General features: G+C 66.3%; 23 protein-coding genes. 15 read left to right on the forward strand and 8 right to left on the reverse strand.

Going from position 1 to position 23,555, the window contains the following annotated elements; translation table 11 throughout:
- Position 1 precedes the first annotated feature (1 nt).
- The 6 genes from GRI55_RS06215 (at position 2) to trxB (ending at position 6,543) form a co-directional block, all read left to right on the forward strand.
- Positions 2–697: a retropepsin-like aspartic protease family protein gene (locus GRI55_RS06215; protein WP_233996488.1), complete on the forward strand. Its 696-nt coding sequence runs from the start codon at positions 2–4 to the stop codon at positions 695–697.
- 46 nt (positions 698–743) lie between these two features.
- Positions 744–1,487 (forward strand): trehalose-phosphatase, encoded by a 744-nt coding sequence (otsB, locus tag GRI55_RS06220; protein WP_050600324.1) that lies wholly within the window; start codon positions 744–746, stop codon positions 1,485–1,487.
- Positions 1,484–3,271: a glycoside hydrolase family 15 protein gene (locus tag GRI55_RS06225; RefSeq protein ID WP_050600325.1), complete on the forward strand. Its 1,788-nt coding sequence runs from the start codon at positions 1,484–1,486 to the stop codon at positions 3,269–3,271. Before otsB ends, GRI55_RS06225 begins: the two co-directional genes overlap by 4 nt.
- Positions 3,253–4,659, forward strand: coding sequence for an alpha,alpha-trehalose-phosphate synthase (UDP-forming) (locus tag GRI55_RS06230; protein WP_307019520.1), 1,407 nt, complete (start codon positions 3,253–3,255; stop codon positions 4,657–4,659). Before GRI55_RS06225 ends, GRI55_RS06230 begins: the two co-directional genes overlap by 19 nt.
- Positions 4,660–4,686: 27 nt before the next feature.
- Positions 4,687–5,496, forward strand: a complete 810-nt coding sequence (locus tag GRI55_RS06235) for a tyrosine-protein phosphatase (RefSeq protein ID WP_237452438.1) — start codon at positions 4,687–4,689, stop codon at positions 5,494–5,496.
- A 63-nt stretch (positions 5,497–5,559) separates the two neighbouring features.
- Complete coding sequence (gene trxB / locus GRI55_RS06240) at positions 5,560–6,543, forward strand: thioredoxin-disulfide reductase (RefSeq protein WP_160766575.1); 984 nt, start codon at positions 5,560–5,562, stop codon at positions 6,541–6,543.
- Between the two features lie 43 nt (positions 6,544–6,586).
- On the opposite strand, the gene GRI55_RS06245 is transcribed toward trxB, so the two are convergent.
- The 3 genes from GRI55_RS06245 to GRI55_RS06255 all read right to left on the reverse strand — a co-directional run bounded on the left by GRI55_RS06245 (position 6,587) and on the right by GRI55_RS06255 (position 8,502).
- Positions 6,587–7,015, reverse strand: coding sequence for an MAPEG family protein (locus GRI55_RS06245; RefSeq protein WP_063505083.1), 429 nt, complete (start codon positions 7,013–7,015; stop codon positions 6,587–6,589).
- A gap of 11 nt (positions 7,016–7,026) precedes the next feature.
- Positions 7,027–7,476, reverse strand: coding sequence for an MAPEG family protein (locus GRI55_RS06250; protein WP_050600328.1), 450 nt, complete (start codon positions 7,474–7,476; stop codon positions 7,027–7,029).
- An 84-nt stretch (positions 7,477–7,560) separates the two neighbouring features.
- Positions 7,561–8,502 carry a threonine ammonia-lyase gene (locus GRI55_RS06255; RefSeq protein WP_237452439.1) on the reverse strand — a complete coding sequence of 314 codons (942 nt, stop codon included), beginning with the start codon at positions 8,500–8,502 and terminating at the stop codon, positions 7,561–7,563.
- Between the two features lie 82 nt (positions 8,503–8,584).
- On the opposite strand from GRI55_RS06255, the gene GRI55_RS06260 reads away from it, so the two are divergent.
- From GRI55_RS06260 to GRI55_RS06280, 5 genes are all read left to right on the forward strand, one after another.
- On the forward strand, positions 8,585–9,796 hold the full coding sequence (locus tag GRI55_RS06260; RefSeq protein WP_160766577.1) for a saccharopine dehydrogenase family protein: 1,212 nt from the start codon (positions 8,585–8,587) through the stop codon (positions 9,794–9,796).
- A gap of 104 nt (positions 9,797–9,900) precedes the next feature.
- A complete protein-coding gene (locus GRI55_RS06265) occupies positions 9,901–11,079 on the forward strand; it encodes a carboxynorspermidine decarboxylase (protein WP_160766578.1) in 1,179 nt (392 codons plus the stop codon).
- A 188-nt stretch (positions 11,080–11,267) separates the two neighbouring features.
- Positions 11,268–12,470 (forward strand): type III PLP-dependent enzyme, encoded by a 1,203-nt coding sequence (locus tag GRI55_RS06270; RefSeq protein ID WP_160766579.1) that lies wholly within the window; start codon positions 11,268–11,270, stop codon positions 12,468–12,470.
- Between the two features lie 124 nt (positions 12,471–12,594).
- Complete coding sequence (locus GRI55_RS06275; RefSeq protein ID WP_160766580.1) at positions 12,595–13,293, forward strand: glutathione S-transferase N-terminal domain-containing protein; 699 nt, start codon at positions 12,595–12,597, stop codon at positions 13,291–13,293.
- Positions 13,290–13,916, forward strand: a complete 627-nt coding sequence (locus GRI55_RS06280; RefSeq protein WP_160766581.1) for a 2-hydroxychromene-2-carboxylate isomerase — start codon at positions 13,290–13,292, stop codon at positions 13,914–13,916. Before GRI55_RS06275 ends, GRI55_RS06280 begins: the two co-directional genes overlap by 4 nt.
- Here GRI55_RS06280 and GRI55_RS06285 read toward each other — a convergent pair.
- The 5 genes from GRI55_RS06285 to murI all read right to left on the reverse strand — a co-directional run bounded on the left by GRI55_RS06285 (position 13,913) and on the right by murI (position 18,823).
- Positions 13,913–14,686 (reverse strand): hypothetical protein, encoded by a 774-nt coding sequence (locus GRI55_RS06285; protein WP_160766582.1) that lies wholly within the window; start codon positions 14,684–14,686, stop codon positions 13,913–13,915. The two genes, GRI55_RS06280 and GRI55_RS06285, sit on opposite strands and share 4 nt — an antisense overlap.
- The gene (locus GRI55_RS06290; protein WP_202392394.1) at positions 14,683–15,375 is read right to left on the reverse strand and encodes a nitroreductase; all 693 of its coding nucleotides are present in this window, start codon (positions 15,373–15,375) and stop codon (positions 14,683–14,685) included. Before GRI55_RS06290 ends, GRI55_RS06285 begins: the two co-directional genes overlap by 4 nt.
- Before the next feature lie 64 nt (positions 15,376–15,439).
- Entirely contained in the window at positions 15,440–16,639 is a 1,200-nt protein-coding gene (locus GRI55_RS06295) for a cell wall hydrolase (RefSeq protein ID WP_160766583.1), read from the reverse strand.
- Positions 16,640–16,690: 51 nt separating this feature from the next.
- Positions 16,691–17,911: a 5-aminolevulinate synthase gene (gene hemA / locus GRI55_RS06300; RefSeq protein ID WP_050599270.1), complete on the reverse strand. Its 1,221-nt coding sequence runs from the start codon at positions 17,909–17,911 to the stop codon at positions 16,691–16,693.
- Between the two features lie 108 nt (positions 17,912–18,019).
- Positions 18,020–18,823 (reverse strand): glutamate racemase, encoded by an 804-nt coding sequence (murI, locus tag GRI55_RS06305; protein ID WP_050599269.1) that lies wholly within the window; start codon positions 18,821–18,823, stop codon positions 18,020–18,022.
- Positions 18,824–18,948: 125 nt separating this feature from the next.
- Between murI and plsY the strand changes: the two genes are divergently transcribed.
- The 4 genes from plsY (at position 18,949) to GRI55_RS06325 (ending at position 23,554) form a co-directional block, all read left to right on the forward strand.
- On the forward strand, positions 18,949–19,554 hold the full coding sequence (plsY, locus tag GRI55_RS06310) for a glycerol-3-phosphate 1-O-acyltransferase PlsY (protein ID WP_160767034.1): 606 nt from the start codon (positions 18,949–18,951) through the stop codon (positions 19,552–19,554).
- Positions 19,551–20,657, forward strand: a complete 1,107-nt coding sequence (dprA, locus tag GRI55_RS06315) for a DNA-processing protein DprA (protein ID WP_160766584.1) — start codon at positions 19,551–19,553, stop codon at positions 20,655–20,657. The genes plsY and dprA overlap by 4 nt, the downstream gene beginning before the upstream one ends.
- A 123-nt stretch (positions 20,658–20,780) precedes the next feature.
- Positions 20,781–23,372 carry a type I DNA topoisomerase gene (topA, locus tag GRI55_RS06320; protein WP_160766585.1) on the forward strand — a complete coding sequence of 864 codons (2,592 nt, stop codon included), beginning with the start codon at positions 20,781–20,783 and terminating at the stop codon, positions 23,370–23,372.
- Complete coding sequence (locus tag GRI55_RS06325) at positions 23,372–23,554, forward strand: hypothetical protein (protein ID WP_067464282.1); 183 nt, start codon at positions 23,372–23,374, stop codon at positions 23,552–23,554. The genes topA and GRI55_RS06325 overlap by 1 nt, the downstream gene beginning before the upstream one ends.
- Position 23,555 lies beyond the last annotated feature (1 nt).

Raw genomic sequence — 23,555 nt, forward strand, 5'->3', positions numbered from 1 at the left:
CATGGACGCGACACCGGCGCGTTCCTATATGTGCCGTATGGAACTCGAACCCGTCTTCAGCGCCGCCGCTGACACGCTGCGCGCAATCCCGCGTTCGGAACTGCTTATCGCCGCCGTCGCGGCCATGGTGCTCGGCTGGATCGGCGCGATCATCGCCAAGCGCTCGGCGCTTGGCCGGGTGCTGCGGCTGGCCAGCTCGGTGGCGCTGGGCGCGATCCTGCTCACGGTGGTGCTGCAACTGTCGCGGTTCGACCCGCGCTTCGATGTCGCGGTGCCGCAGATCGGCCTGCCCGAACAGGTGGTGGAGGGCGGCGAAACGCAGATCCCGCTGTCCGCCGACGGGCATTTCTGGGTTCGCGCCGAGGTCAACGGCGTGCCGGGCAATTTCATGATCGATACGGGCGCGACGCTGACCGCAATTTCTGCGCCGCTTGCCGAGCGCGCCGGGCTCGAGCCGCGCCGCGGCGGCATTCCGATCATGCTGGGCACTGCCAACGGCACGGTGCAGGCGCATGTCGCGACGATCGACAGCCTGACCTTCGGCAATGTCAGCGCCAGCGGGACCGATGCGGCGATCGCGGAAAGCTTCGGCGATTTCAACGTCATCGGGATGAATGTGCTGGCCCGGCTCGGTTCGTGGCGGGTGGAGGACAACACGCTTATCCTCGTGCCCCGGGCCGAGGATACGATTTCGTGAATTCCCCCGTTGGACCATGCGCGCCGAAACGCTAGGGCAGCGCGCGATGGACGGCTCGACAACGCTTCCGCCCCCGCCGCCGCTGGCGCAGCTGCTTGACCGCGGCCCCGCTGCACTGTTCCTCGATTTCGATGGCACGCTGGTGGAGATCGCGCCGCGCCCGGGCGACATCCACGTGCCCGAGGGGCTGCTGGACCGGCTGCACGCGCTGCGCGACCGCCTGGAAGGCCGGCTGGCGCTGGTCAGCGGGCGCGCGCTCGACGATCTGACCGGGCACCTGGGCGAACCGGCGATCTGCCGGGCCGGGTCGCATGGCGCCTCGCGCTTCCTCGCCGATGGCACGCGTCTCGGTGACGAGCCACGCGGCTTGTCCGAAGCCTCGGTGGACGAATTGCGCGCCTTCGCCGAAGCGCATGGCCTGTTCTACGAGACCAAGACGCATGGCGGCGCGCTGCATTTCCGCGGCGCACCCGAAAAGCGCGAGGCGACCCTGGCCTTCGCAGAGGAATTCGCCGCCTCGCGCGAATTGTGCGTCACCAGCGGCAAGGGCGTGGCCGAACTGGTGCGCCCCGGTGCGACCAAGGCGGCGGCTGTGTCGGCCTTCATGGAAGTCGCGCCTTTCGCGGGCGCCGTCCCGGTATTCATCGGCGACGATGTGACCGACGAAGACGGGTTTGCAGGCGCGGGCGAACATGGCGGTTTCGGGATCGCCGTGGGCGAACGTCCGAGCCGGCAGGCACGATACGGACTCGACAGCGTTGCTGCAGTGCACCATTGGTTGGAGATATGATGCAGTCGGACCTTGAGCTCTCCCCGATCGGCAACTGCCAGGTCAGCACGCTGGTCGATAGCGAGGGGGCCTTCGTCTGGGGCTGTGTCCCGCGCGTCGACGGCGATCCGGTCTTCTGTTCGTTGCTCAACGACAATGCGCGCGATCGCGGCATCTGGCGGTTCGAGCTGGAAGGGCAGGCGCGCAGCAGCCAGCGGTACGAACGCAACACCGCGATCCTGGTCACCCGGCTCGAGGCCGATGATGGCAGCGCGGTCGAGATCCACGATTTCGCGCCGCGCTTCGAACGTTCGGGCCGGATGTACCGCCCGGTTGCCTATGCGCGCATTGTGCGCCCCGTGGCTGGCGCGCCGCGGCTGCGCATCGTCCTCGCGCCGATGAACGGCTACGGCGCCTCGCTTGCCGAAACGACCAACGGCACCAATCACATCCGCTACATGATCGGCCCGCAGGCGCTGCGCCTGTCGACCGATGCGCCGGTGGGTTACGTCCTCGAGGGGCGCAGCTACCGGGTCGAAAGCGACCAGCACTTCTTCCTCGGCCCCGACGAACCCTTCGATGGCAATATCCGCAGCGAAGTGCGGCGGATGGAGGCGATGACCGCGCGCTACTGGCAGCACTGGGTGCGCGGGCTGCATATCCCGCTCGAATGGCAGGAAGAGGTGATCCGCGCCGCGATCGCGCTCAAGCTGTGCCAGCACGAGGAAACCGGCGCCATCGTCGCCGCGCTGACCACCTCGATCCCCGAGGCTGCCAACAGCCAGCGCAACTGGGACTATCGCTACTGCTGGATCCGCGACAGCTATTATACCGTCCAGGCGCTCAACCGGCTCGGCGCGCTCGACGTGCTCGAGAAATATCTCGCCTATCTGCGCAACATCGTCGACCAGGCGCGCGGTGGGCAGATCCAGCCGCTCTATTCGGTGATGGGCGCGGACGAGCTTCACGAATTCGAGGCCGAGCATCTTGCCGGTTATCGCGGCATGGGCCCGGTGCGCGTGGGCAATGCCGCCTACAAGCAGGTGCAGCACGATTGCTACGGCCAGATCGTCATGCCGACCGCGCAGGCGTTTTTCGACACGCGACTGCTGCGAATGGCGGACGAACGCGATTTCGAACATCTGGAAGAAGTCGGCGAAGCGGCCTGGGCCAAGCACGACCAGCCCGATGCCGGGCTGTGGGAGTTCCGCACGCGGCAGGAAGTGCACACCTATTCGGCGGTGATGTGCTGGGCCGCCTGCGACCGGCTGGCCAATGTCGCCGCGACGCTGGGCAAGGGCGACCGCGTGGTCCACTGGAAACAGCGCGCCGACGCGATCCGCGCCAAGATCGACGAGAATGCGTGGAGCGAGGAGGGCGGGCATTACGGCGCCAGCTTCGAAAGCGACTATCTCGACGCCAGCCTGTTGCAACTGGTCGAATTGCGCTATCTTACGCCCGACGACGAACGCTTCCTCAAGACCTTCGCCGCGGTCGAGCGCGATCTGCGGCGCGGCGATCACATGCTGCGCTACGCTGCAGAGGACGACTTCGGTGCACCCGAAACCGCGTTCAACGTCTGCACCTTCTGGCTGATCGAGGCGCTTGCGCTGGTCGACCGCCGCGAGGAGGCGCGCGAGATGTTCGAGGCCATGCTCAGCCACACCACCGCATCGGGCATGCTGAGCGAGGATCTCGACTACGAGACCGATGAATTGTGGGGCAATTTCCCGCAAACCTATTCACTGGTCGGTATCATCAACTGTGCCGGCCTGCTGAGCAAACCGTGGAGCGAAGTACGCTGACCGATCAACCCCGACTCGTCGTCATCTCCAACCGCGTTGCAGTGCCCAAGGCGCGCGGCGCAGCGGGCGCGCAGGGCGGCCTTGCCGGCGCGCTGCATGCGGCGCTCAGCGATCGCAAGGGGTTGTGGTTCGGCTGGTCGGGGCAGGAAAGCGAAAGCGGGCGCACCGGGCATATCGACACGCAGACCACTGACGGCGTGACCACCGCGACGATCGATCTGTCGCAGCGCGATATCGACGAATACTACAACGGCTATGCCAACTCGACGCTGTGGCCGCTGTTCCATTACCGGCTCGACCTCGCGCAATATGAACGCGAAACGGGCAAGGGCTACGAACGCGTCAACGAACGCTTTGCCGACCAGGTCGCGCCGCTGATCGAGCCCGACGATGCGGTCTGGGTGCACGATTACCACCTCATCCCGCTGGGCGAGCGGCTGCGCTCGCGCGGGCTCAAGAACCGCATCGGTTTCTTCCTGCACATTCCCTGGCCACCGACGCGGCTGTTCGTGTCGCTGCCCTATCACGAGCGGCTCGTGCGCACGCTGCTCTATTACGACGTGGTCGGCTTCCAGACGCAGGAATGGCTCGAAAGCTTCCTGCATTACTGCGAGCACGAGCTGGGCGCCGAAGTCGACGGCGCGAAGGGCACCGTCAGTTTCGAGGGGCGCACCACGATCGCGCGCGCTTATCCGATCGGGATCGACTGGGACCATTTTTCGCAGTTGGGCAGTGCCGGCGAAGCGCGGCAGGCGCAGCAACGGCTGCTCAGCTCGTCGCGCCGACGCACCGCCATGATCGGGGTCGACCGGCTCGACTATTCGAAGGGTATTCCCGAGCGCATCGACGGGATCGGGCGCTTCTTCGACAAGCATCCCGAGCGGGTGCAGGATCTTGTCTTCATCCAGATCGCGCCGCCCAGCCGCGAGGATGTCGACAGCTACCAGGCGATCCGCGCCGAGCTCGAACAGAAATGCGGCCGCATCAACGGCGCGCGCAGCGAGGTCGACATGGTCCCGATCCGCTATGTCAATCGCGGCTACAGCCACGAAGAACTGTTCGGCTTTTTCCGCGCCGCCAAGATCGGGCTGGTCACTCCCTTGCGCGACGGGATGAACCTGGTCGCCAAGGAATATATCGCGGCGCAGGACCCCGAGGATCCCGGCGTGCTGATCCTCTCGCGCTTCGCCGGCGCGGCGGCGCAGATGCCCGATGCGGTGCTGGTCAATCCGCACAGCCCCGACGATATCGCGCATGCGATCCAGACCGCGCTCGACATGACGCTGGAGGAGCGCAAGGCGCGCTACCAGAAGCTGATCGCCACCGTGCGCGACGACAATGTGCAGGACTGGACCGCCAATTTCCTGCGCGATCTGAGCGAGGCCTGAGCGCGGCGCCGATCGCTGCGATTGCGCATGTCCTGCCGCGCTGCCACCGTCGCGCGCATGATTCGCGAACCTTTTCTGAAAACCCGGGGCATCCACAATTTCCGCGATTACGGCGGCTGGCGCTCGCGCGGGGGTGGGCAGGTGCGCACCGGGCTGCTGTTCCGCTCGGGCCACCATGTCGAGGCGACCGACGACGATCTCGCCGCGATCGCCCCGCTGGGCATCCACACGGTCATCGACCTGCGCGGCGAAAGCGAGCGCGCGGCCAATCCCTGCCGCCGGGTCGAGGGGTTCGACGGGCAGGTGGTGTTCTACGAAGGCGAGACCACCTCCAGCCCGCCGCACATGGATATCGGCCCCGACACCAGCGCCGCCGATTTCGCGCGCGAACGCATGCTCGCGGTGTACACGCGCATGCCCGACAACCCGGCGATGATCGACATGTTCGGCCGCTATCTCAACATCCTCGCGCAGCGCGAGGGTGCCAGCCTCGTCCATTGCTATGCCGGCAAGGACCGCACCGGCGTGGCGGCGACCATGCTGCTGCACATCCTCGGCGTGGCCGAGGAAGACCAGCGCCGCGAATTCCTGCGCACCAACGACAGCCCGACCTTCGATGTCCTCGCGCGCCAGTCGCTCCCCGGGATCGAGGCGCGGCTGGGCCGCAAGCTCGACGAAGGCGCAGCCAAGGACCTGCTCGGCGTGCGCGCGGAATATCTCGACCGCTATCTCGAGATCGCGACCGAGCGGCACGGCAGCTTCGACACCTATCTCGAAGCTGCGATAGGTGTGGATGACGCGCTGCGCGAGGCGCTGATCGCCCGCTTCGTGGCGTGACTCTGCGGCTGCGGCTTCCCATATAGCCGCGAACACCCCTTCAGACTGACGGAAATTGACGACATGGCTACCCATCGCACCAAGATGCTCATCATCGGCTCGGGCCCCGCGGGCTATTCGGCCGCCATCTATGCGGCGCGCGCGATGATGGAACCGATCGTGGTGCAGGGGCTGCAGCCGGGCGGCCAGCTGACCATCACCACCGATGTCGAGAATTATCCCGGCTTCGCCGATGTCGTCCAGGGCCCGTGGCTGATGGAGCAAATGCAGAAGCAGGCCGAACATGTCGGCACGCGGATGATGTGGGACACGATCGTCGATGTCGATGTATCGAACGGCTCGCCCTTTACCGCGACTGGCGACAGCGGCGACGAATATGTCGCCGACGTGCTGGTGATTGCCACCGGCGCGCAGGCCAAGTGGCTGGGCGTCCCGGGCGAACAGGAACTGGGCGGCAAGGGCGTCAGCGCCTGCGCCACCTGCGACGGCTTCTTTTACCGCGGCAAGAAGGTCGCGGTGATCGGCGGCGGCAACACCGCGGTCGAGGAAGCGCTCTACCTCACCAACCATTCGGACGATGTCACGCTGATCCACCGCCGCGACGAATTGCGCGCGGAGAAAATCCTGCAGGAGCGCCTGCTCAACCATCCCAAGATCAGCGTGATCTGGAACAAGGCGGTCGAAAGCTTCGAAGCCGGGCCGGCCGGCGCGCTGGGGCATCTCAAGTTGCGCGACACGGTTACCGGTGAAGACAGCACGCTCGAAGTCGATGGCGCCTTCGTCGCGATCGGTCATGCGCCCGCGACCGAACTGTTCAAGGGCAAGCTGCCGATGGACGAGGGCGGTTACCTGCTAACCGAGGCGGGATCGCCCAAGACCGAAGTGCCCGGCGTCTTCGCCGCGGGCGACGTCACCGACCACGTCTATCGCCAGGCGGTCACTGCCGCTGGGATGGGCTGCATGGCCGCGCTTGACGCCGAACGCTTCATCGCGGGCTTGGAGATCGACGCCGACGGCCACGCGCACGAAGCCGAAGCGGCCGAATAACGGTTGGCGGCCCCGCCGCGGCGGGGCCGCCTGATGCCGTATCTCAGGCGGCGAACACCGCGCTTGCAGCGTTGAACACCAGCGCGATCAGCGCCACGCTCGACAATGCGTAGAGCACGAATCGCACCATCACGACATTGGCGGTCGCCTGCACCAGCGAGTGGATAATTCGCAGGCCGACGTAGATCCACGCGATCAGCGCGTTCATCCCGTCGCCCAGGCCGATCATCGCCAGCACCAGCGCAACCGCGTAGAACACCGTCGGCGCTTCGTGCAGATGGTTGTAATTGTGCGCTTTCCACTGGACGTTTGCGGGCAGCGTTTCATCCAGCGCCTTGGTCCGCCGCGCGTCGTTGGGCTCGATCCCCGCCTCGGACATCGCCGGGATGCGGGTGGCGTACATCCACAGCCACATGATCATGGTCCACGCCAGCAACACGACGACGGGCTGGAGGATTTGCGATTGAATCATGGAAGTCTCCGTCAGACCGCAACGAGTGCGGGATCGTGGAACAGCGTCAGCGCAAGCGCGCGATAGGCGAGATAGATCAGTGCCACGGTCGAGGCGATGAACAGCAGGAAGCGGATCTTCACCACATTGACGGTGGCCTGCCAGATCGAATGGACGATCCGAAGCGCGACGTAGATCCAAGCGAAGACCACATCCACCGCGCCAGCGCCCATCAGCGCGATGATGACGGTGGCAGCGTAGAACAGCGTCGGCTGTTCCATCAGATGCGCGTAATTGTGCGCCTTCCAGTTGATCCGGTCGGGCAATACGCCTTCCAGATCCTGTCCGCGTCCGCCGGGTTTGGCTTCGCCGAGCCCCCCGGCCTTGCCCAGCGCGGGCAGCCGGGTGAAGGCCATCCAGAACAGGACCACGATCGACCATGCGACAAGCACCGCGGCGGGTGCAAGCATCTGGGCTAGCATCAGTTATTCTCCCCTCAGACCCGTTTGCGCGCGAGAGTGGTGGTCCGCATCCGGATTGTCAAATGCAACCTATCGCGCTGCGGCTCAGCCGCGCAGCGTTTCGGCAAAGCTCGCCGCATCGGTGTTGCCGCCGGTCACCATGATGACGGTGCCGTCGTCAACCGGCACTTTACCCGCCAGCGCTGCAGCCAGCGCCGCCGCGCCGCCGGGTTCGACCACCAGGTTGAGCTGCGCGAAAGCGAAGCGCTGCGCCGCGCGGACTTCGTCATCGGTTACGGCAACTCCCGGCTCGGCGCGGCTCTGCAGCACCGACAGCACGATCGGTGCGCTCGCATCGGGTTGCAGCGCGTCGCAGATCGTCGTGGGCGGGTTGGCACCGACGCGAACCACTTTGCCGGCTTCGAGCGCCTGTCCGACCATGTCCCAGCCATGCGGTTCGACCACGTGCACCGAGCTATCGGGGCAGGCCAGCGCCAGTCCCGCGGACAGCCCGCCGCCCCCGCAGCAAGCCATCAGCCGCGATGGCGCGCGGCCAAGCTGCGCGGCGATCTCGACGCCCGCGCTGCCTTGTCCTTCAATCACCCACGCGTCGGCGAAGGCATGCACCAGCGTCGCGCCGGTCTCGGCCACGATGGACGCCGCCACTTCGTCGCGGTCCTCGCCCGGCCGCTCGTAGAGCACGATGTCCGCGCCCAGCGCGCGGGTCGCGTCGAGCTTCACCTTGGGAGCATTGCGCGGCATCACGATGGTCGCCGCGATGCCCAGCCGCCGCGCCGCCCAGGCGACGCCCTGCGCATGATTGCCCGAAGACACCGCGACCACGCCGCGCGCCTTCTCCGCCGCGTCGAGGTTCGACAGCCGCCACCAGCCGCCGCGGATCTTGAATGCGCCGATCGGTTGCAGGCTTTCCGCCTTCACATGGCAGCGCACCCCGCCGATCTCGACCGGCAGCAGCGGGGTCGGCGGAAGCAGTTCGGCAATGGATGCGGCCGCGGCGAGAACGCCTTTGCGGGTGGGCTTGCGCATATCGTCTCGGATCATTTGGCCCCCGTAGCGCATTTCGCTAGAGGGCGCGCAAGATTCGAAATTCCACGAAAGAGGTTTACCCATGTCCACAGTCCTGGTGATCGGTGCGGGCGGCGTCAGCTCGGTCTGCGTCCACAAGATGGCGATGAACGCCGATATCTTCGGCGACATCCACCTCGCCAGCCGCACGAAAAGCAAGTGCGACAACATCGCCGCCAGCGTGAAGGAGCGTACCGGGCAGGATGTGGCGACGTACGAGATCGACGCCGAGGAAGTCCCGGCGATGGTCAATCTGATCCGGAAGGTCGGCCCGAGCCTCGTGGTCAATCTGGCGCTGCCGTATCAGGACCTACCGATCATGGATGCATGCCTCGAAGCAGGCGTCGATTACCTCGACACCGCCAATTACGAACCGAAGGACGAGGCCAAGTTCGAATACAAGTGGCAGTGGGCCTATCACGACCGCTTCAAGGATGCCGGGCTGATGGCGCTGCTGGGTTCGGGCTTCGATCCGGGCGTCACCAGCGTCTTCACCATGTGGCTCAAGAAACACAAGCTGAAGTCGATCCGCCAGCTCGATATCCTCGATTGCAATGGCGGCGATCACGGGCAGGCCTTCGCCACCAATTTCAATCCGGAAATCAACATCCGCGAAGTGACCGCGCCTGCGCGCCACTGGGAAAACGGCGAATTCGTCGAGACCCCGGCAATGGGCAAGAAGGTCGAATTCGACTTCGAGGCGGTCGGCCCGAAGAACATTTACATGATGTATCACGAGGAGCTCGAAAGCCTCGCCAAGTTCAACCCCGAGATGGAGCGGGCGCGCTTCTGGATGACCTTCGGCGATGAATACATCAAGCACCTGACCGTGCTGCAGAATGTCGGCATGACACGGATCGACCCGGTCAAGTATCAGGGCAAGGAAATCATCCCGCTGCAGTTCCTCGCCGCCGTGCTGCCCAAGCCCGAATCGCTGGGCGAAACCACCAAGGGCAACACCAATATCGGCGTCATCGCGACCGGCGAGGCGCTCGACGGCTCGGGTGAGAAGACCTTCTACATCAACAATATCTGCAGCCACGAAGCGGCTTACGAGGAAACCGGCAACCAGGCGGTTTCCTATACCACCGGCGTCCCCGCAATGATCGGCAGCGCGATGATGGTAACCGGAAAATGGACCGGCGACGGCGTGTTCAACATGGAAGAAATGGATCCCGATCCCTTCATGGACATGCTGAACGACCACGGCCTGCCCTGGCAGGTCAAGGAACTGGACGGCCCGGTCGGGTTCTAGCGGGCAAGCCCGGCGTGCGGACGCGACCTTGATCGCCGCGAGCGAGGGGGCGACGTCCGCCGCGGCAAGCCAGATGAATACCGCTTCAAAAGGGAATTGACGCCATGGAAACCAAAGCCGGCGATCCGGGCGCTTTTGCCCAGTTCGACCTCGACCGCGTGGACAGTCCCGCCTTCGTGGTCGACGCGGCGAAATTGCGCGCCAACTGCCAGGTGCTGGCCGAAGTGCGCGATGCGGCCGAGATCAAGATGCTCAGCGCGCTCAAGGCCTTCTCGATGTGGGCGACCGCGCCGATTATCGGCGAATATCTCGACGGCGTGTGCACGAGCGGTCTGTGGGAAGCGCGGCTGGCGAGCGAGTTCTACGACGGCGAGATCGCGACCTATTCGGCGGCCTACAAGCCGGAAGAACTGGAAGAGGTGTGCCGCCTGTCGGACCACGTGATCTTCAATTCGCCCGGCCAGCTCGAACGCGCGACGCTGATCCTCGAGAATGCGCGCGCCGCGGGGCAGGATTTCGATGTCGGGCTGCGGATCAACCCGCTGCATCCCACGGGCGAGGTGCCGCGTTACGATCCCTCCAGCCCGGGCAGCCGGCTGGGCTTCCCGCTCGACCAACTTACCCCAGAAATCATGGCGCAGGTCGACGGGATCCATTTCCACAATCTGTGCGAACAGGATTTCGAACCGCTGCTGGCCACCTGGGACAAGGTGTTCGATGCGATCGAGCCGTGGTTCGGCCAGCTCAAATGGATCAACATGGGCGGCGGGCACCACATCACCCGCGCCGATTACCAGCGCGACGAGCTGGTCGAGTTCCTACGCGACGCGCGCGAGGATACCGGCGCCGAAATCTATCTCGAACCGGGCGAGGCGGTCGCGCTCGATGCGGGCATTCTGGTGGGCACGATCCTCGATACCGGCTTCAACGGCCTGCCGGTCGCGGTGGCCGATGTTTCGGCCACTTGCCACATGCCCGACGTGATCGAGGCGCCCTATCGCCCTGCCATGCTTGGCGAGAGCAGCGACGAGGCAACGCCCGCGGTGCGGATCGGCGGCCCGTCATGCCTCGCAGGCGATGTGATCGGCGATTACCGGATTCCCGGCGGGGCGGAGGTCGGCAAGCGTTTCGCCTTCCTCGACCAAGCGCATTATTCGATGGTCAAGACCAACACCTTCAACGGCGTCCAGCTGCCCAGCATCTACCTCTGGGACAGCGACAGCGACCAGCTCGAGCTGGTCAAGGAGTTCGGTTACGACACCTTCCGCGACCGGCTGAGCTAAGGTTGCGGCCGGGGCGCGGAACACAGCGCCGTCTCAGCCTTTGATAGGGTAAGACGACGAGGCTGAACGCTGCGATTCCGCTTGCTTTATCGCGCATCTCGCTTATGTGCGCCGCTCCGCTGCCCCAAGGGGATCCGATCCGCAAGGCAGCCTTGTCTGAAACCTAGCCGTTTTGGGGGTCCCTTGAGTTGCACACATTTCCTGACGCCCGGTCCGTAGTTCGCGCTCTCCAGCCGGACGAACCGATCATCCTTAATCGCCCGCACGCCGCCGCGCGCGCCGCCCGATTCTTCGTCGAGAAGTTTCCGGGCAAGTCGCTCTATGCGGTAAAGGCGAATCCCTCGCCCGACCTGCTGCAGGTGTTGTGGGACAATGGCGTGACGCATTACGACGTCGCCTCGATCGCCGAAGTGCGGCTGGTGCGCGCTACGCTGCCCGGCGCGACGCTGTGCTTCATGCACCCGGTCAAGGCGCACAGCGCGATCCGCGAAGCCTACCGCCAGCACGGCGTGCGCACGTTCAGCCTTGATTCGGTCGAGGAACTGGAGAAGATCGTCGAAGCCTGCCGCGACGATGAAGGCGAGCCGGCGCAGGACCTGCGCCTGTGCGTCCGGCTGCGCGTGTCGAGCGAATATTCCGAACTCAGCCTCGCGTCGAAATTCGGCTGCGACCTGACCGAGGCGCCCGCGCTGCTGCAACAGGCGCGCCAGCATGCCGACTGGCTGGGAGTGTGTTTCCACGTGGGCAGCCAGGCCATGACGCCCTTTGCCTATGTCCAGGCGCTCGAACGCGTGCGTATCGCCATCGGCGAGGCCTCGGTGGTGATCGACATGATCGATGTCGGCGGGGGTTTCCCGTCGGTCTATCCGGGGATGGAGCCGCCGCCGCTGGAGGACTACTTCCAGATCATCCACCAGAACTTCTACAATTTGCCGATCGCGTACAACGCCGAGCTGTGGTGCGAACCCGGCCGTGCGCTGTGCGCCGAATACAGCTCGCTTATCGTCAAGGTCGAGAAGCGCCGCGGCGAGGAGCTCTACATCAACGACGGCGCCTATGGCGCGCTGTTCGATGCCGCGCATGTGGACTGGAAATTCCCCGTCCGCGCGCTCGAGGACGACCTCATCAAGCCGGACATGGATTTCGCCTTCTACGGCCCGACCTGCGACGATGCCGATTACATGCAGGGCCCCTTCGTCCTGCCCGAGGATATCCAGGCGGGCGACTATATCGAGATCGGCATGCTCGGTGCCTATGGCGCGGCGATGAAAACCGATTTCAACGGTTTCGGCGCGGCCGACCGCGTGCTCGTCACCGACGAGCCGATGGCCAGCCTCTACGACGGCAGCCGCCAGCGTCCTGCGGCGGACAATGTGGTGAGCCTGCGCTAACCATTTGCTCGACGGATCGGCTCAATAAGCCCCGGCGGCCCTGCGCTCGCTGGGGCTTTTTGCTTGCATCACCCGGCGCGGACCTGAATTCTCCCTCGCGAGAGAGAAGGGGAGAGACTGCCGCATGATCGAATTCTTCACCGCGCCTGCGCCCAATGGGTGGAAGGTCGCCATCATGCTCGAGGAATGCGGGCTCGCCTACGAGCAGCGCTGGGTTAATCTGGCGGCGGGCGACCAGCATTCGCAAGAATATCTCGCGATCAATCCCAATGGCCGTATTCCCGCGATCACCGACCACGCGCCCGCCGACGGCGGCGAGCCGGTGACGGTGTTCGAATCGGGTGCGGTGCTGCTGTATCTGGCGGAGAAGGCCGGGCGCTTCCTGCCGACCGATTTGCGCGGGCAATCGCGCGTGCGGCAGTGGCTGTTCTGGCAGGTCGGCCATCTCGGCCCGACGCTGGGCCAGCACGGCCACTTCCACCTCTATGCCGAAGAGAAACTGCCCTATGCGATCGAGCGGTTCCACCGCGAGGCACTGCGCGTCTACGGCGTGATGGATCGGCAACTGGCACAGGAGGAACACCTCGCCGGGGCGGATTACACTATCGCCGACATGGCCTGTTTCCCGTGGGTGCGGACATGGAAGGCGCAGGGCATCCCGCTGGCAGACTTCCCGCATGTTAAGCGGTGGTACGATGCCCTCAAGACGCGCGAGGGGCTGCGGCGCGGGGTGGCGCTGGGCAGCGACATGGCGCGGCGCGGGGAAATGAGCGCGGCAGAACGCCAGAACCTGTTCGGCACTGCCAAGGCGCGCGTGCAATGACCGTGCGGGTGGAGTTCTTCTTCGACCTGTCGAGCCCATGGACACGACTGGCCTTCGCCAACATCCGTCCCGCGCTGGACGGACTGGACTATTCCATCGCCTGGCGGCCCTTCTTGGTCGGCGGGGTGTTCAACGCGGTGAACCCGTCGGTCTATGAAAGCCGCAAGCCTGAAAACGCCGCGCGGCTGGCGCGCAGTTTCGGCTGGCTGAAGCAGTGGGCCGAACTGGCAGGCGTGGGGATGAACTTCCCGTCCGAGCACCATCCGCTGAAATCGGTCAACGCGATGCGCTTCTGCTGCGCGCTCGAGGAAGAGCAGGAGGCGCTCGAGCGTTTTGCCCATGCCGCGTTCGAGGCCTATTTCACCCACGCCCGCAATCTCGACGACCCGGCCGTGCTGGTGGCGGTGGCCAATGAGGCAGGGCTGGGCGGCGCGGCGCTGGCCGAGCGCGCGGGCAGCCAGCCGGTCAAGGATCGCCTGCGCGCCAACACCGACGAGGCGATCGCGCGCGGGTCCTTCGGGTCGCCGACGATCATCGTCCACGAGCCCGCCGGCGAGGAGCAGCTGTATTTCGGCAACGACCAGCTGCCGCTGGTGCGCGCGAAGGTGGCGGCGCTGGCCTAGCCGTATTCGGCGCGGTGGGCGTCGAGCACCGGTTTGACCCGGCCCAGCGCCGCGCCGATCAGCTCGGGCAGCTCTTCCCCGTCGAGCGGCAGGAGAGCGTTGTGCGCGGCTGCGATGCAGACCGCGTCGGCCCAGTCGATCCCCAGCTCGATCGCCCATTCGCGGAATTCGTCTGCCGCGCCCGCTCGCGGTTCGAGCGCCTTGGCCAGCGTCGGGTGGAAGCCGAACCGTCCGGTAAAGGGCAGCAGCGACAGCGGGAAACCCTTGCGCAGGTAGACGAAGGTGTCGTCGACATGGACCGTGCCGCTCGCGCGGTGCAGCGCCAGCACCGAGGAGAAGTGCACGCTCTCGTCGTCGCTCACCAGCGTCACCCCGCGCGGGACCGAGAAGGCGAAATCCTCGGCATACAGCTCGGCCAGCGCATCGTGTTCGCAGCGCAGCGTTTCCCACGGCAGTTCGGGCAGGTGATCGACATGGCGCGCCGTGCCGTAAAGCTTGGCCTGCGGGAAAGCCGAATGCATCCATTCGCAGTGCAGCGTGTGGAAGGGGTGGAGGTTGAGAATCGCCTCGACCTTCGTCCCGCCATCGGTCAGCGCGTCGACTTGGGCGCGGATCGCGTCGGTCAGCGGATAGCTGTCGAGAAAGACGAAATTGCCGCTCGCCAGCCGGACGAGCGCGCATTGCGTGCCGATATCCACGATCCCGCCAAGCCGCAGGCTGCCGCGCAGGCTCCAGAAGCCTTCGCCGAGGTCGACGAGCCGGTCGCTCATGGAAAGCCGACGAAGCGCGCGGCCTCGTCCACGCTCTTGCGTTCGCTTACCACCGCATTGGCGGGGAAGCTCTCGTCGGGCCAGCCCAGCGCGACCGCCTTCATGATCACCTGGTCGTCCGGGATGCCCGCATGCTCGCGCACCACCGGGCTTTGCATGATTCCCTGGCTGTTGATCACGCAGCCGAGCCCGCGGCTCCATGCGGCATTGACCAGCGCGGTAGTGACCGCGCCGCAATCGAAGGGCGTGTCGTCGCTGCCCGACAGTTCGCGGTCGTATGTGACGATCACGCAGACCGGCGCGTCGAACTGGCGGAAGCCGCGCAGCACCCAGTCCTGCCGCTTTTCCTTGTCGTCGCGTTCGATCCCCATCGCGCCGAACAATTGCTTGGCGACGCCGACCTGGCGTTCGCGGTGGACGCCCGCGAAGGGTTCGCCGCGGCGGAACTCGCGGCTGTCGGGCTCGCCCGCAAGAATGCGTTCGGTATTGCCCTTCCGGATCCGGTCGAGCGGTTCGCCGGTGATGACGTGGAAATGCCACGGCTGCGTGTTCATCGAGGTGGGCGAGCGCATGGCGAGCGTCAGCACTTCCTCGATCACCGCGCGCGGCACCGGCTTGTCGAGATAGCCGCGGATCGAGCGGCGTCCCATCACCACTTCGTCATAGGTCATATCCGGATTGCCGCTCATTCAGTCTCGCTCCCATAAGTTTCACTGCCATGCCTAGCGCGCCATACCGACGCGGACAAATCCCCTACGGGATTGCGGGCAGGCAGGTTCCGATGTCCGGCGCGGAAAACAGCCGGCAATCGAAGAATATTGCTTCGCCGCCATTGGCATTCGCCGCGGCGAAACTGAACCGCAGGCTGCGCCGTGCTGCATCGCTCAGCGGCAGGCTGGCCGGGACCTGCGCGGGATCGCTCCACCCCTGCACGCGGCAGTAGCCGCCGCCCGCGCACAGGCTGCGCGCCCGCTCGACCAGCGCGGCCGGCGAATCGCCCGGCGATACGAGGACGAAATGCACGCCTGCGCCCGGACCGGGCTGGCCGGAGGATGCGGCTGCGCGCGGCGGCTCGCCGGCGGCGCGCGCCACGCTGTCGCGGGTGATGCTGCGCACCGCCTCGCCGCTGCCCAGCAGTCCGGGCAGCGGATTGGCGGCAGCGGTGGCGAGCGCGGTGTCCCGCAGCCGCAGCGGATCGGGTTCGCCGCCCGCATAGCGTGCCGAGAGCGCCTGCCGGCTGCCCCAGAAGCCGCGCCAGCGGAAGAAGATATGCGGCCCGACCTTGGCCACCTTGTCGAGCCGGTCGCTCCACCACGGATAGACGTAGTCGGCATGGAAATGCGTGGCATTGCCGACGGGGTCATGCGTCGCGCCGCCCAGCATGTCCTCCGCCCGCGCGCGCGCCTCGCTCCATGCCGCGTCGGAATAGCGCCGCGCGAGCGAGCCGTCGCAGGTGAAGCTGAACTGGCAGCCGGTAGGCCGCTGCGAGCCTTCGAACACCACCCCGCAGACGGTGCCCGCAAACGCCGGATGGCGCACGCGGTTGAGGATCACCTGCATCACCGCGCGCTGGTCGCCATCGGCGCCGCCCGCCTCGGCCATCCCGGCGAGCGCGAGGCAGTCGCGCGCGCGGAGGCGATCGGCCGCATTCCCGGCAAAGCCGAAGGGTAGGGGCGCGCCCGGGCCGATGGCTGCGAACGCCACCGCCGCATTGCGCGCCTGCGCATCGCCGGCGGCCAGTTCGGTCCCGACCACAGTGTCTTCGGGCGAGGCGGGGAGGTCGGGAAGCGGCCCGTCCGCGGCGGCAGGTGCCGGGGCGGCCGGGGCCACGCCGGACGCAGACCAGCCGCCGACCACTGCGAGCAGGACGAGCGGGAGCAGCACCAGCGCCGCGAAGGCGGCCAGCGCGGCGCTATCGCGCGGCGGTTCGGCAGAGGGGGCGGCGCTGTCCATCACGGCTATCTAGGCGCAATTCGCGCCCGCACCAGCCGCACGGCGCGCCGGTCAGGCCGCCTTGGCCAGTTCCATGTCCATCCGGTCCCAGATCTCGACCAGCGCGCCGACCAGATCGTCCATCATTTCGGCGGTGTGCGCAGGGCCGGGGGTGAAGCGCAGACGCTCGGTGCCGCGCGGGACGGTGGGGAAATTGATCGGCTGCACATAGACGCCGTATTCGGCGAGCAGGATGTCGCTGATCTTCTTGGCATGCACCGGGTCGCCGACCATCAGCGGGACGATATGCGTGACGCTGTCCATCACCGGCAAGCCCGCGTCGCGCATCTTGGTCTTGAGCAGTTCGGCGGCGGCCTGCTGGCCTTCGCGCTCGACGCTGCTTTCCTTAAGATGCCGTACCGAGGCAAGCACGCCCGCCACCAGCGCGGGGCTGAGCGAGGTGGTGAAGATGAAGCCCGGGGCATAGGAGCGGATGCAGTCGATGATCTTCTTGTCGGCCGCGACATAGCCGCCCATCACGCCGAAGGCCTTGCCCAGCGTGCCTTCGATGATGTCGATCCGGTGTGCGGCCTCGTCGCGCTCGGAAATCCCGCCGCCGCGCTTGCCGTACATGCCCACCGCGTGGACTTCGTCGATATAGGTCAGCGCGTTGTATTTTTCCGCAAGGTCGCAGATTTCGTGGATCGGGGCGACGTCGCCATCCATCGAATAGACGCTTTCGAAAGCGATCAGCTTGGGCGTGTCGGCATCCTCGGAGGCGAGCAGTTCTTCCAGATGCTCGAGATCGTTGTGGCGGAAGACGCGCTTCTCGCAGCCCGAATTGCGGATCCCCGCGATCATGCTGGCATGGTTGAGTTCGTCGGAGAAGATCACGCAGCCGGGCAGCAGCTTGGCCACGGTCGACAGCGTCGCATCGTTCGAGACATAGCCGCTGGTGAACAGCAGCGCGGCGTCCTTGCCGTGCAGGTCCGAAAGCTCGGCCTCGAGCTGGACGTGGTAATGCGTGTTGCCGCCGATGTTGCGCGTGCCGCCCGAACCCGCGCCGACATCGTGCAGCGCCTCTTCCATGGCGGAGATCACCTTGGGGTGCTGGCCCATCGCGAGGTAGTCGTTCGAACACCAGACGGTGACCGGCTTGGGCCCGTTGTGACCCGCGAAACAGCGCGCGTTGGGGAAGGCGCCCTTGTTGCGCAGGATATCGATAAAGACGCGATAGCGGCCTTCCTCGTGCAGCCGGGAAATCGCTTCGTCGAAGATCTGGTCGTAGTTCACTGGCGTAGTCGCCCGTATCTGCGCCGCCTTCCGCGGCCATCCTGTGCGGGTCGCCCTAATCGAATACGTTGCAAATCGCCACCGCGATCTTTGCGAGTGGTTCGCAGATCAGAACGCGCGCAGATCGTCGATCCCGTAGCGCGCGAAGGCCGGCGCAAGTCGTTGGAAATCGGCCAGCTCTCCCGTTCCTACCGCGAAATCGGGGGCACTGCGCGCAAAATCCTGCCCCTCGGTCAGCGATACGATGCGCCGCGCGATCCCCTCGGCGCCGTGGATGAACGCCACGCCTTCGCCGAACGCCTGCCGCAATTCGTCCTCGAGCAGCGGGAAATGGGTGCAGGCAAGGATCACCGTGTCGAGTCGCTCACCGTGGTTCTGCAGCACCAGCCCCGCCGCAGCGCGCGCGACATCGTCGACATCGACGCTCTCGCCGCGCAGCTTGGCCTCGCCCAGCGCGACGAGGTTGTTCGCGCCGTAGCGCAGCAGCGTGCAGTCGCCGACGAATTCGCGTTCGAGCTCGTCGACATAGGCCTGCCGCATCGTCGCCTCGGTGCCCAGCAGGCCGATGACGCCGGTCCGGGTCATCTTCGCCGCGGGCTTGATCGCGGGCACCGTGCCCACGATCGGCGTTTCGAGCACGTCGCGCACCATGCCCAGCGCGATCGTGCTGGCGGTGTTGCAGGCGATGCAGATCAGCCGCGGCTGGTAGCGTTCGGCCATCCGCCCGAGCAGCCCGGCAACCCGGGCGGCGATTTCGGCCTCGCTCTTCGCGCCATAGGGCAGGCCGGCCATGTCCGCGGCGTAGATCACCGGCGCCTGCGGCAGCAGCTCGCGCAGCTCGCCCAGCACGGTCAGCCCGCCGACACCCGAATCGAACAGCAGGATAGGTGAGTCTTGGGCCGGTTGATCCAATTCCGTGTGTCCTGCGCTTGTCGAGTGGCCGTGTTTCCATTTAGGGCGGTAGAAGAAAGTGCGGGGTTTCGACAAGCTCGGCTCGAACGGTTTCCTGTTTTGCGGAGTGTGCTGTGCCGACCGATATGACCACCAACCTGATCTGGGCCGCGCTGCTCGGCTATCTGATCGGCTCGATTCCCTTCGGCCTGCTGCTGACCAAGGCGGCGGGCATGGGCGACGTGCGCCAGATCGGCAGCGGCAATATCGGCGCCACCAACGTGCTGCGGACCGGCAACAAGGGGCTCGCGGCGGGCACGCTGGTGCTCGACCTGCTCAAGGGCTTCGCACCGGTCGCGGTTGCCGGCCATCTGTGGGGCGAAGTGGCGATGGCATTTGCCGCCGGGGCCGCGGTGCTCGGTCACTGCTTCCCCGTCTGGCTCGGCTTCAAGGGCGGCAAGGGCGTGGCGACCAATGCCGGCGTGGCCTTCGGGCTCGCCTGGCCGCTGGGGCTGGCCTACGCCTTCGTCTGGCTCAGCATATTGGCAATTTTCCGCATTTCCTCGCTTGCCGGAATGGCCGCGGTGGTCGCGGCGGCGGCCGCCGCGCCGCTGTTCGGCTATCCGCAGTTCTTCCCCGTGCTCGGCGCGATCGCGCTGCTGATCATCTATCTCCACCGCGAAAATATCGTGCGGCTGGCCAAGGGCGAGGAGCCCCGCGTCGGCGGCAGCAAGGACACCGCCGGGGGATGACCGGCGCGGCGACCTCGGCCCTGTCGCAGGACGAGGCTTTCGCCCGCATCCGGCTGCTGCGCTCGCCCAATATCGGCCCGGTCAGCTATGCCATGCTGCTCCAGCGCTTCGGCAGCGCGGGCAAGGCGCTCGAGGCGGTGCCCGATCTGGGCCGTCGCGGCGGGCGCCAGTACCGCGCCACCGCCGCCGAGACGGTGGAGCGCGAGGTCGAGGCAGTGCGCAAGGCAGGCGCGAAATACCTGTTCCACGACCAGCCCGATTACCCCGCGCTGCTCGGCCCGCTCGACAGCGCGCCGCCGATCCTGATCTGGCGCGGCGACCTGGCGCTGGCCGCACGCCCCTGCGTCGCCATGGTCGGAGCGCGCAATGCCAGCGCGGCAGCGGTCAAGCTGGCGCGCGATTTCGCCAGCGGGCTGGCCGAGGCGGGGTTCACCGTGGTTTCGGGGCTGGCGCGCGGGATCGACGGCGCCGCGCATGAGGGCGCCTTTCCGCACACCGTGGGCGTGATCGCCAGTGGAATCGACATTGCTTATCCGCCGCAGCACGCCGAATTGCAGGAGCGGATCGCCAGCGAAGGGCTGCTGCTGGCCGAACAGCCGCCGGGCACCGAACCGCGCGGCAGCCATTTCCCCAGCCGCAACCGGATCATCGCCGGGCTGGCGGGCGGGACGCTGGTGGTGGAAGCGGCGGTCAAATCGGGCAGCCTCATCACCGCGCGGCTCGCGGGCGAGGCGGGGCGCGAGGTCATGGCAATCCCCGGCAGTCCGCTCGAGCCGCGCAGCCACGGCTGCAACCACCTCATCCGCGAAGGCGCGGTGCTGGTGCAGGAACCCGGTGAAGTGGTCGAACTGCTGAGCACCTTCGCCGGCGAACCGCGCTCGACCTTTCGCGAACCCGCCAATGGCTTCGACTACACGCCCGAGGACATCGCTGCGGCCGAGCCCGCCGATATCGCCGCGCGGCTCACGACGGCACCGGTGGGGATCGACGAGCTGATCCGCCAGTCGGGTGAAAGCGCCGCCGCGGTGCAGCTCGCGCTGCTCGAACTGGAGATCGCCGGTCGGCTCCAGCGCCACGCCGGGGGCCGCGTCAGCGTACGCTGACGGCATGCGCGGCCAAGTCAGCGCGCGCGGGCCTGCGTGTTTTGCCGCTTGACGCCTTCCGAACCCCGGCCCCATTTTCGCGCGTATACGCACGTACACACGTAAGGGACTGCCCACACCACCATGCAACTGGTCATCGTCGAATCGCCCGCGAAGGCGAAAACCATCGAGAAATATCTCGGCAAGGACTTCAAGGTTCTCGCCAGCTACGGTCACGTCCGCGACCTGCCGCCCAAGGACGGCAGCGTGCGCCCCGACGAAGGCTTCGCGATGGACTGGGAACTCTATCGCGACAAGCAGAAGCGCTTCAAGGAAATCAGCGACGCGTCGAAACAGGCCACCCGCCTCGTCCTCGCGACTGACCCTGACCGCGAAGGCGAGGCGATTTCGTGGCACGTCCAGGAACTGCTCAGGAAGCGCAAGACGCTGCCCGAGAAGGTCGACCGCGTGACGTTCAACGCTATCACCAAGCAGGCGGTGACCGAGGCGATGAAGGCCCCGCGCGAGCTCGACCAGCCGTTGATCGACGCCTATCTGGCGCGCCGCGCGCTCGACTATCTCTATGGCTTCACCCTGTCGCCGGTGCTGTGGCGCCGCCTGCCCGGCGCCAAGAGCGCGGGCCGCGTGCAGTCGGTCGCGCTGCGGCTGATCGTCGGCCGCGAAATCGAGATCGAGCATTTCCGCGCCGACGAATACTGGTCGGTGATCGCCAAGCTGCAGCAGGACGGCAGCGAGTTCGACGCGCGGCTGGTCAAGTACGAGGGCAAGAAGCTCGACAAGCTGACGCTGGGCGATGAAGCAAGCGCCATGGCCGCCAAGGCGGCGGTCGAAGCGGGCAATTTCACGATCGAGGAGATCGAGACCAAGCCGTTCAAGCGCAATCCCGCGCCGCCGTTCACCACCTCGACGCTGCAGCAGGAAGCCGCGCGCAAGCTGGGCTTCTCCGCCAGCCACACGATGCGGCTCGCGCAGTCGCTCTATGAAGCGGGCGCGATCACCTACATGCGTACCGACGGCGTGCAGATGGATGGCAGCGCGATTTCGGAATGCCGCAAGGCGGTGTCCGATCGCTATGGCGGCCATGCGCTGCCCGAAAAGCCGCGCATCTACCAGTCGAAGGCCAAGAACGCGCAGGAAGCGCACGAAGCGATCCGGCCGACCGATTTTTCGCGCGATCGCGTGGGTTCGGGCGACGAGGGCAAGCTTTACGATCTCGTGTTCAAGCGCGCGATGGCCAGCCAGATGGCCGCCGCGCAGCTCGAGCGCACAACGGTCACGCTGCGCGAAGCCACCGGCCAGCACGAATTGCGCGCCACCGGCCAGGTGGTGAAATATCCGGGCTTCTTCGCGGTCTACCAAGAAGGCCGCGACGATGCCGATGACGACGAGGACGGCCTGCTTCCCGCGATGAGCAAGGGCGACAGCCCGCTCAAGCGCGGCGTCGACGCCAACCAGCACTTCACCCAGCCGCCGCCGCGTTTTTCCGAAGCGAGCCTGGTCAAGCGGCTCGAGGAACTCGGCATCGGCCGCCCCTCGACCTATGCCAGCACGATCCAGACGCTGCGCGACCGTGCCTATGTGCGAATGGAGAAGAACCGCTTCTTCGCCGAGGAAAGCGGGCGGCTGCTGACTGCTTTCCTCGAACGCTTCTTCCCGCAATATGTCGCCTTCGACTACACCGCCGGGCTCGAGGACGAGCTCGACACCGTCAGCGACGGGCGCGAGGACTGGAAGAAGCTGCTCGAAGCCTTCTGGCGCGACTTCAAGCCCAAGACCGAAGAGGTGATGGACAAGAAGCCTTCGGAAGTGACCGAAGTGCTCGACGAATTCCTGTCCGATTACCTGTTCCCCGAACGCGCCGACGGCAAGGACCCGCGCCATTGCCCGCTGTGCGAAACCGAAGGCCGCGAGGGCGGCCGGCTGGCGCTGCGCGGAGGCCGCTATGGCGCGTTCGTCGCCTGCGCCAATTACCCCGACTGCAAGTTCACCCGCCAGTTCGCCAAACCCGGCGGCGAGGGCGATGACGGCGCCGATGACGGGGTGATGGGCGAGGATCCCGAAACCGGCCTGCCGGTCGAACGCAAGACGGGACGCTTCGGCCCCTACATCCAGCTGGGCGAAGGCAAGGAAGCCAAGCGCGCGAGCATTCCCAAGGACCTCGATGATTTCGATCTCGAATGGGCCCTCAAGCTGCTCAGCCTGCCGCGCATCGTCGGCCAGCATCCCGAGACCGGCAAGGATATCGAAGCCGCGATAGGACGTTACGGCCCGTACCTGCGGCATGATGGCAAATACGCCAAGCTGCAGAGCACACGCGACGTGTTCGACACCGGCATGAATGCGGCGGTCACGCTGCTTGCCGAAGCCGCCAACCGCAAGGGCGGCACGCGCGGCAAGGCGGAGCCGATCAAGACGCTGGGCGAACACCCGACCAGCGGCGCCGAGATGAAGGTGATGCCGGGGCGCTACGGCCCCTATGTCACCGATGGCACCACCAATGCGACGATCCCCAAGGACATGAAGCCCGAGGACGTCACCGAGGCGCAGGCGATCGAACTGATCGATGCGCGCGCGGCCAAGGGTCCGGGGAAAAAGAAGAAGGCCGCGCCCAAGAAGAAGGCGGCAGCGAAGAAGAAGCCTGCCGCCAAGAAGGCCCCCGCGAAGAAGAAGGCCCCGGCGAAGAAGACGGCTGCCAAGAAGGCCGCGGCCGACTGATGGCGAAGGACCGCTTCGAACGACACAAGCAGCCCTGGACGGGCGAGGAGGCGGGCCAGCTCCGCACCCTCGCCGCCAAGGGGCAGGGCCTCAAGCAGATCGCCAAGGCGCTGAACCGCAGCGAGGAGTCGACCAAGGACTTCGCCAAGAAGAACAAGATCAAGGTGGCGAAGAAGAGGTAGG

The organism is Qipengyuania citrea (genome assembly GCF_009828015.1).
GTDB classification, from domain to species: Bacteria; Pseudomonadota; Alphaproteobacteria; order Sphingomonadales; family Sphingomonadaceae; genus Qipengyuania; species Qipengyuania citrea.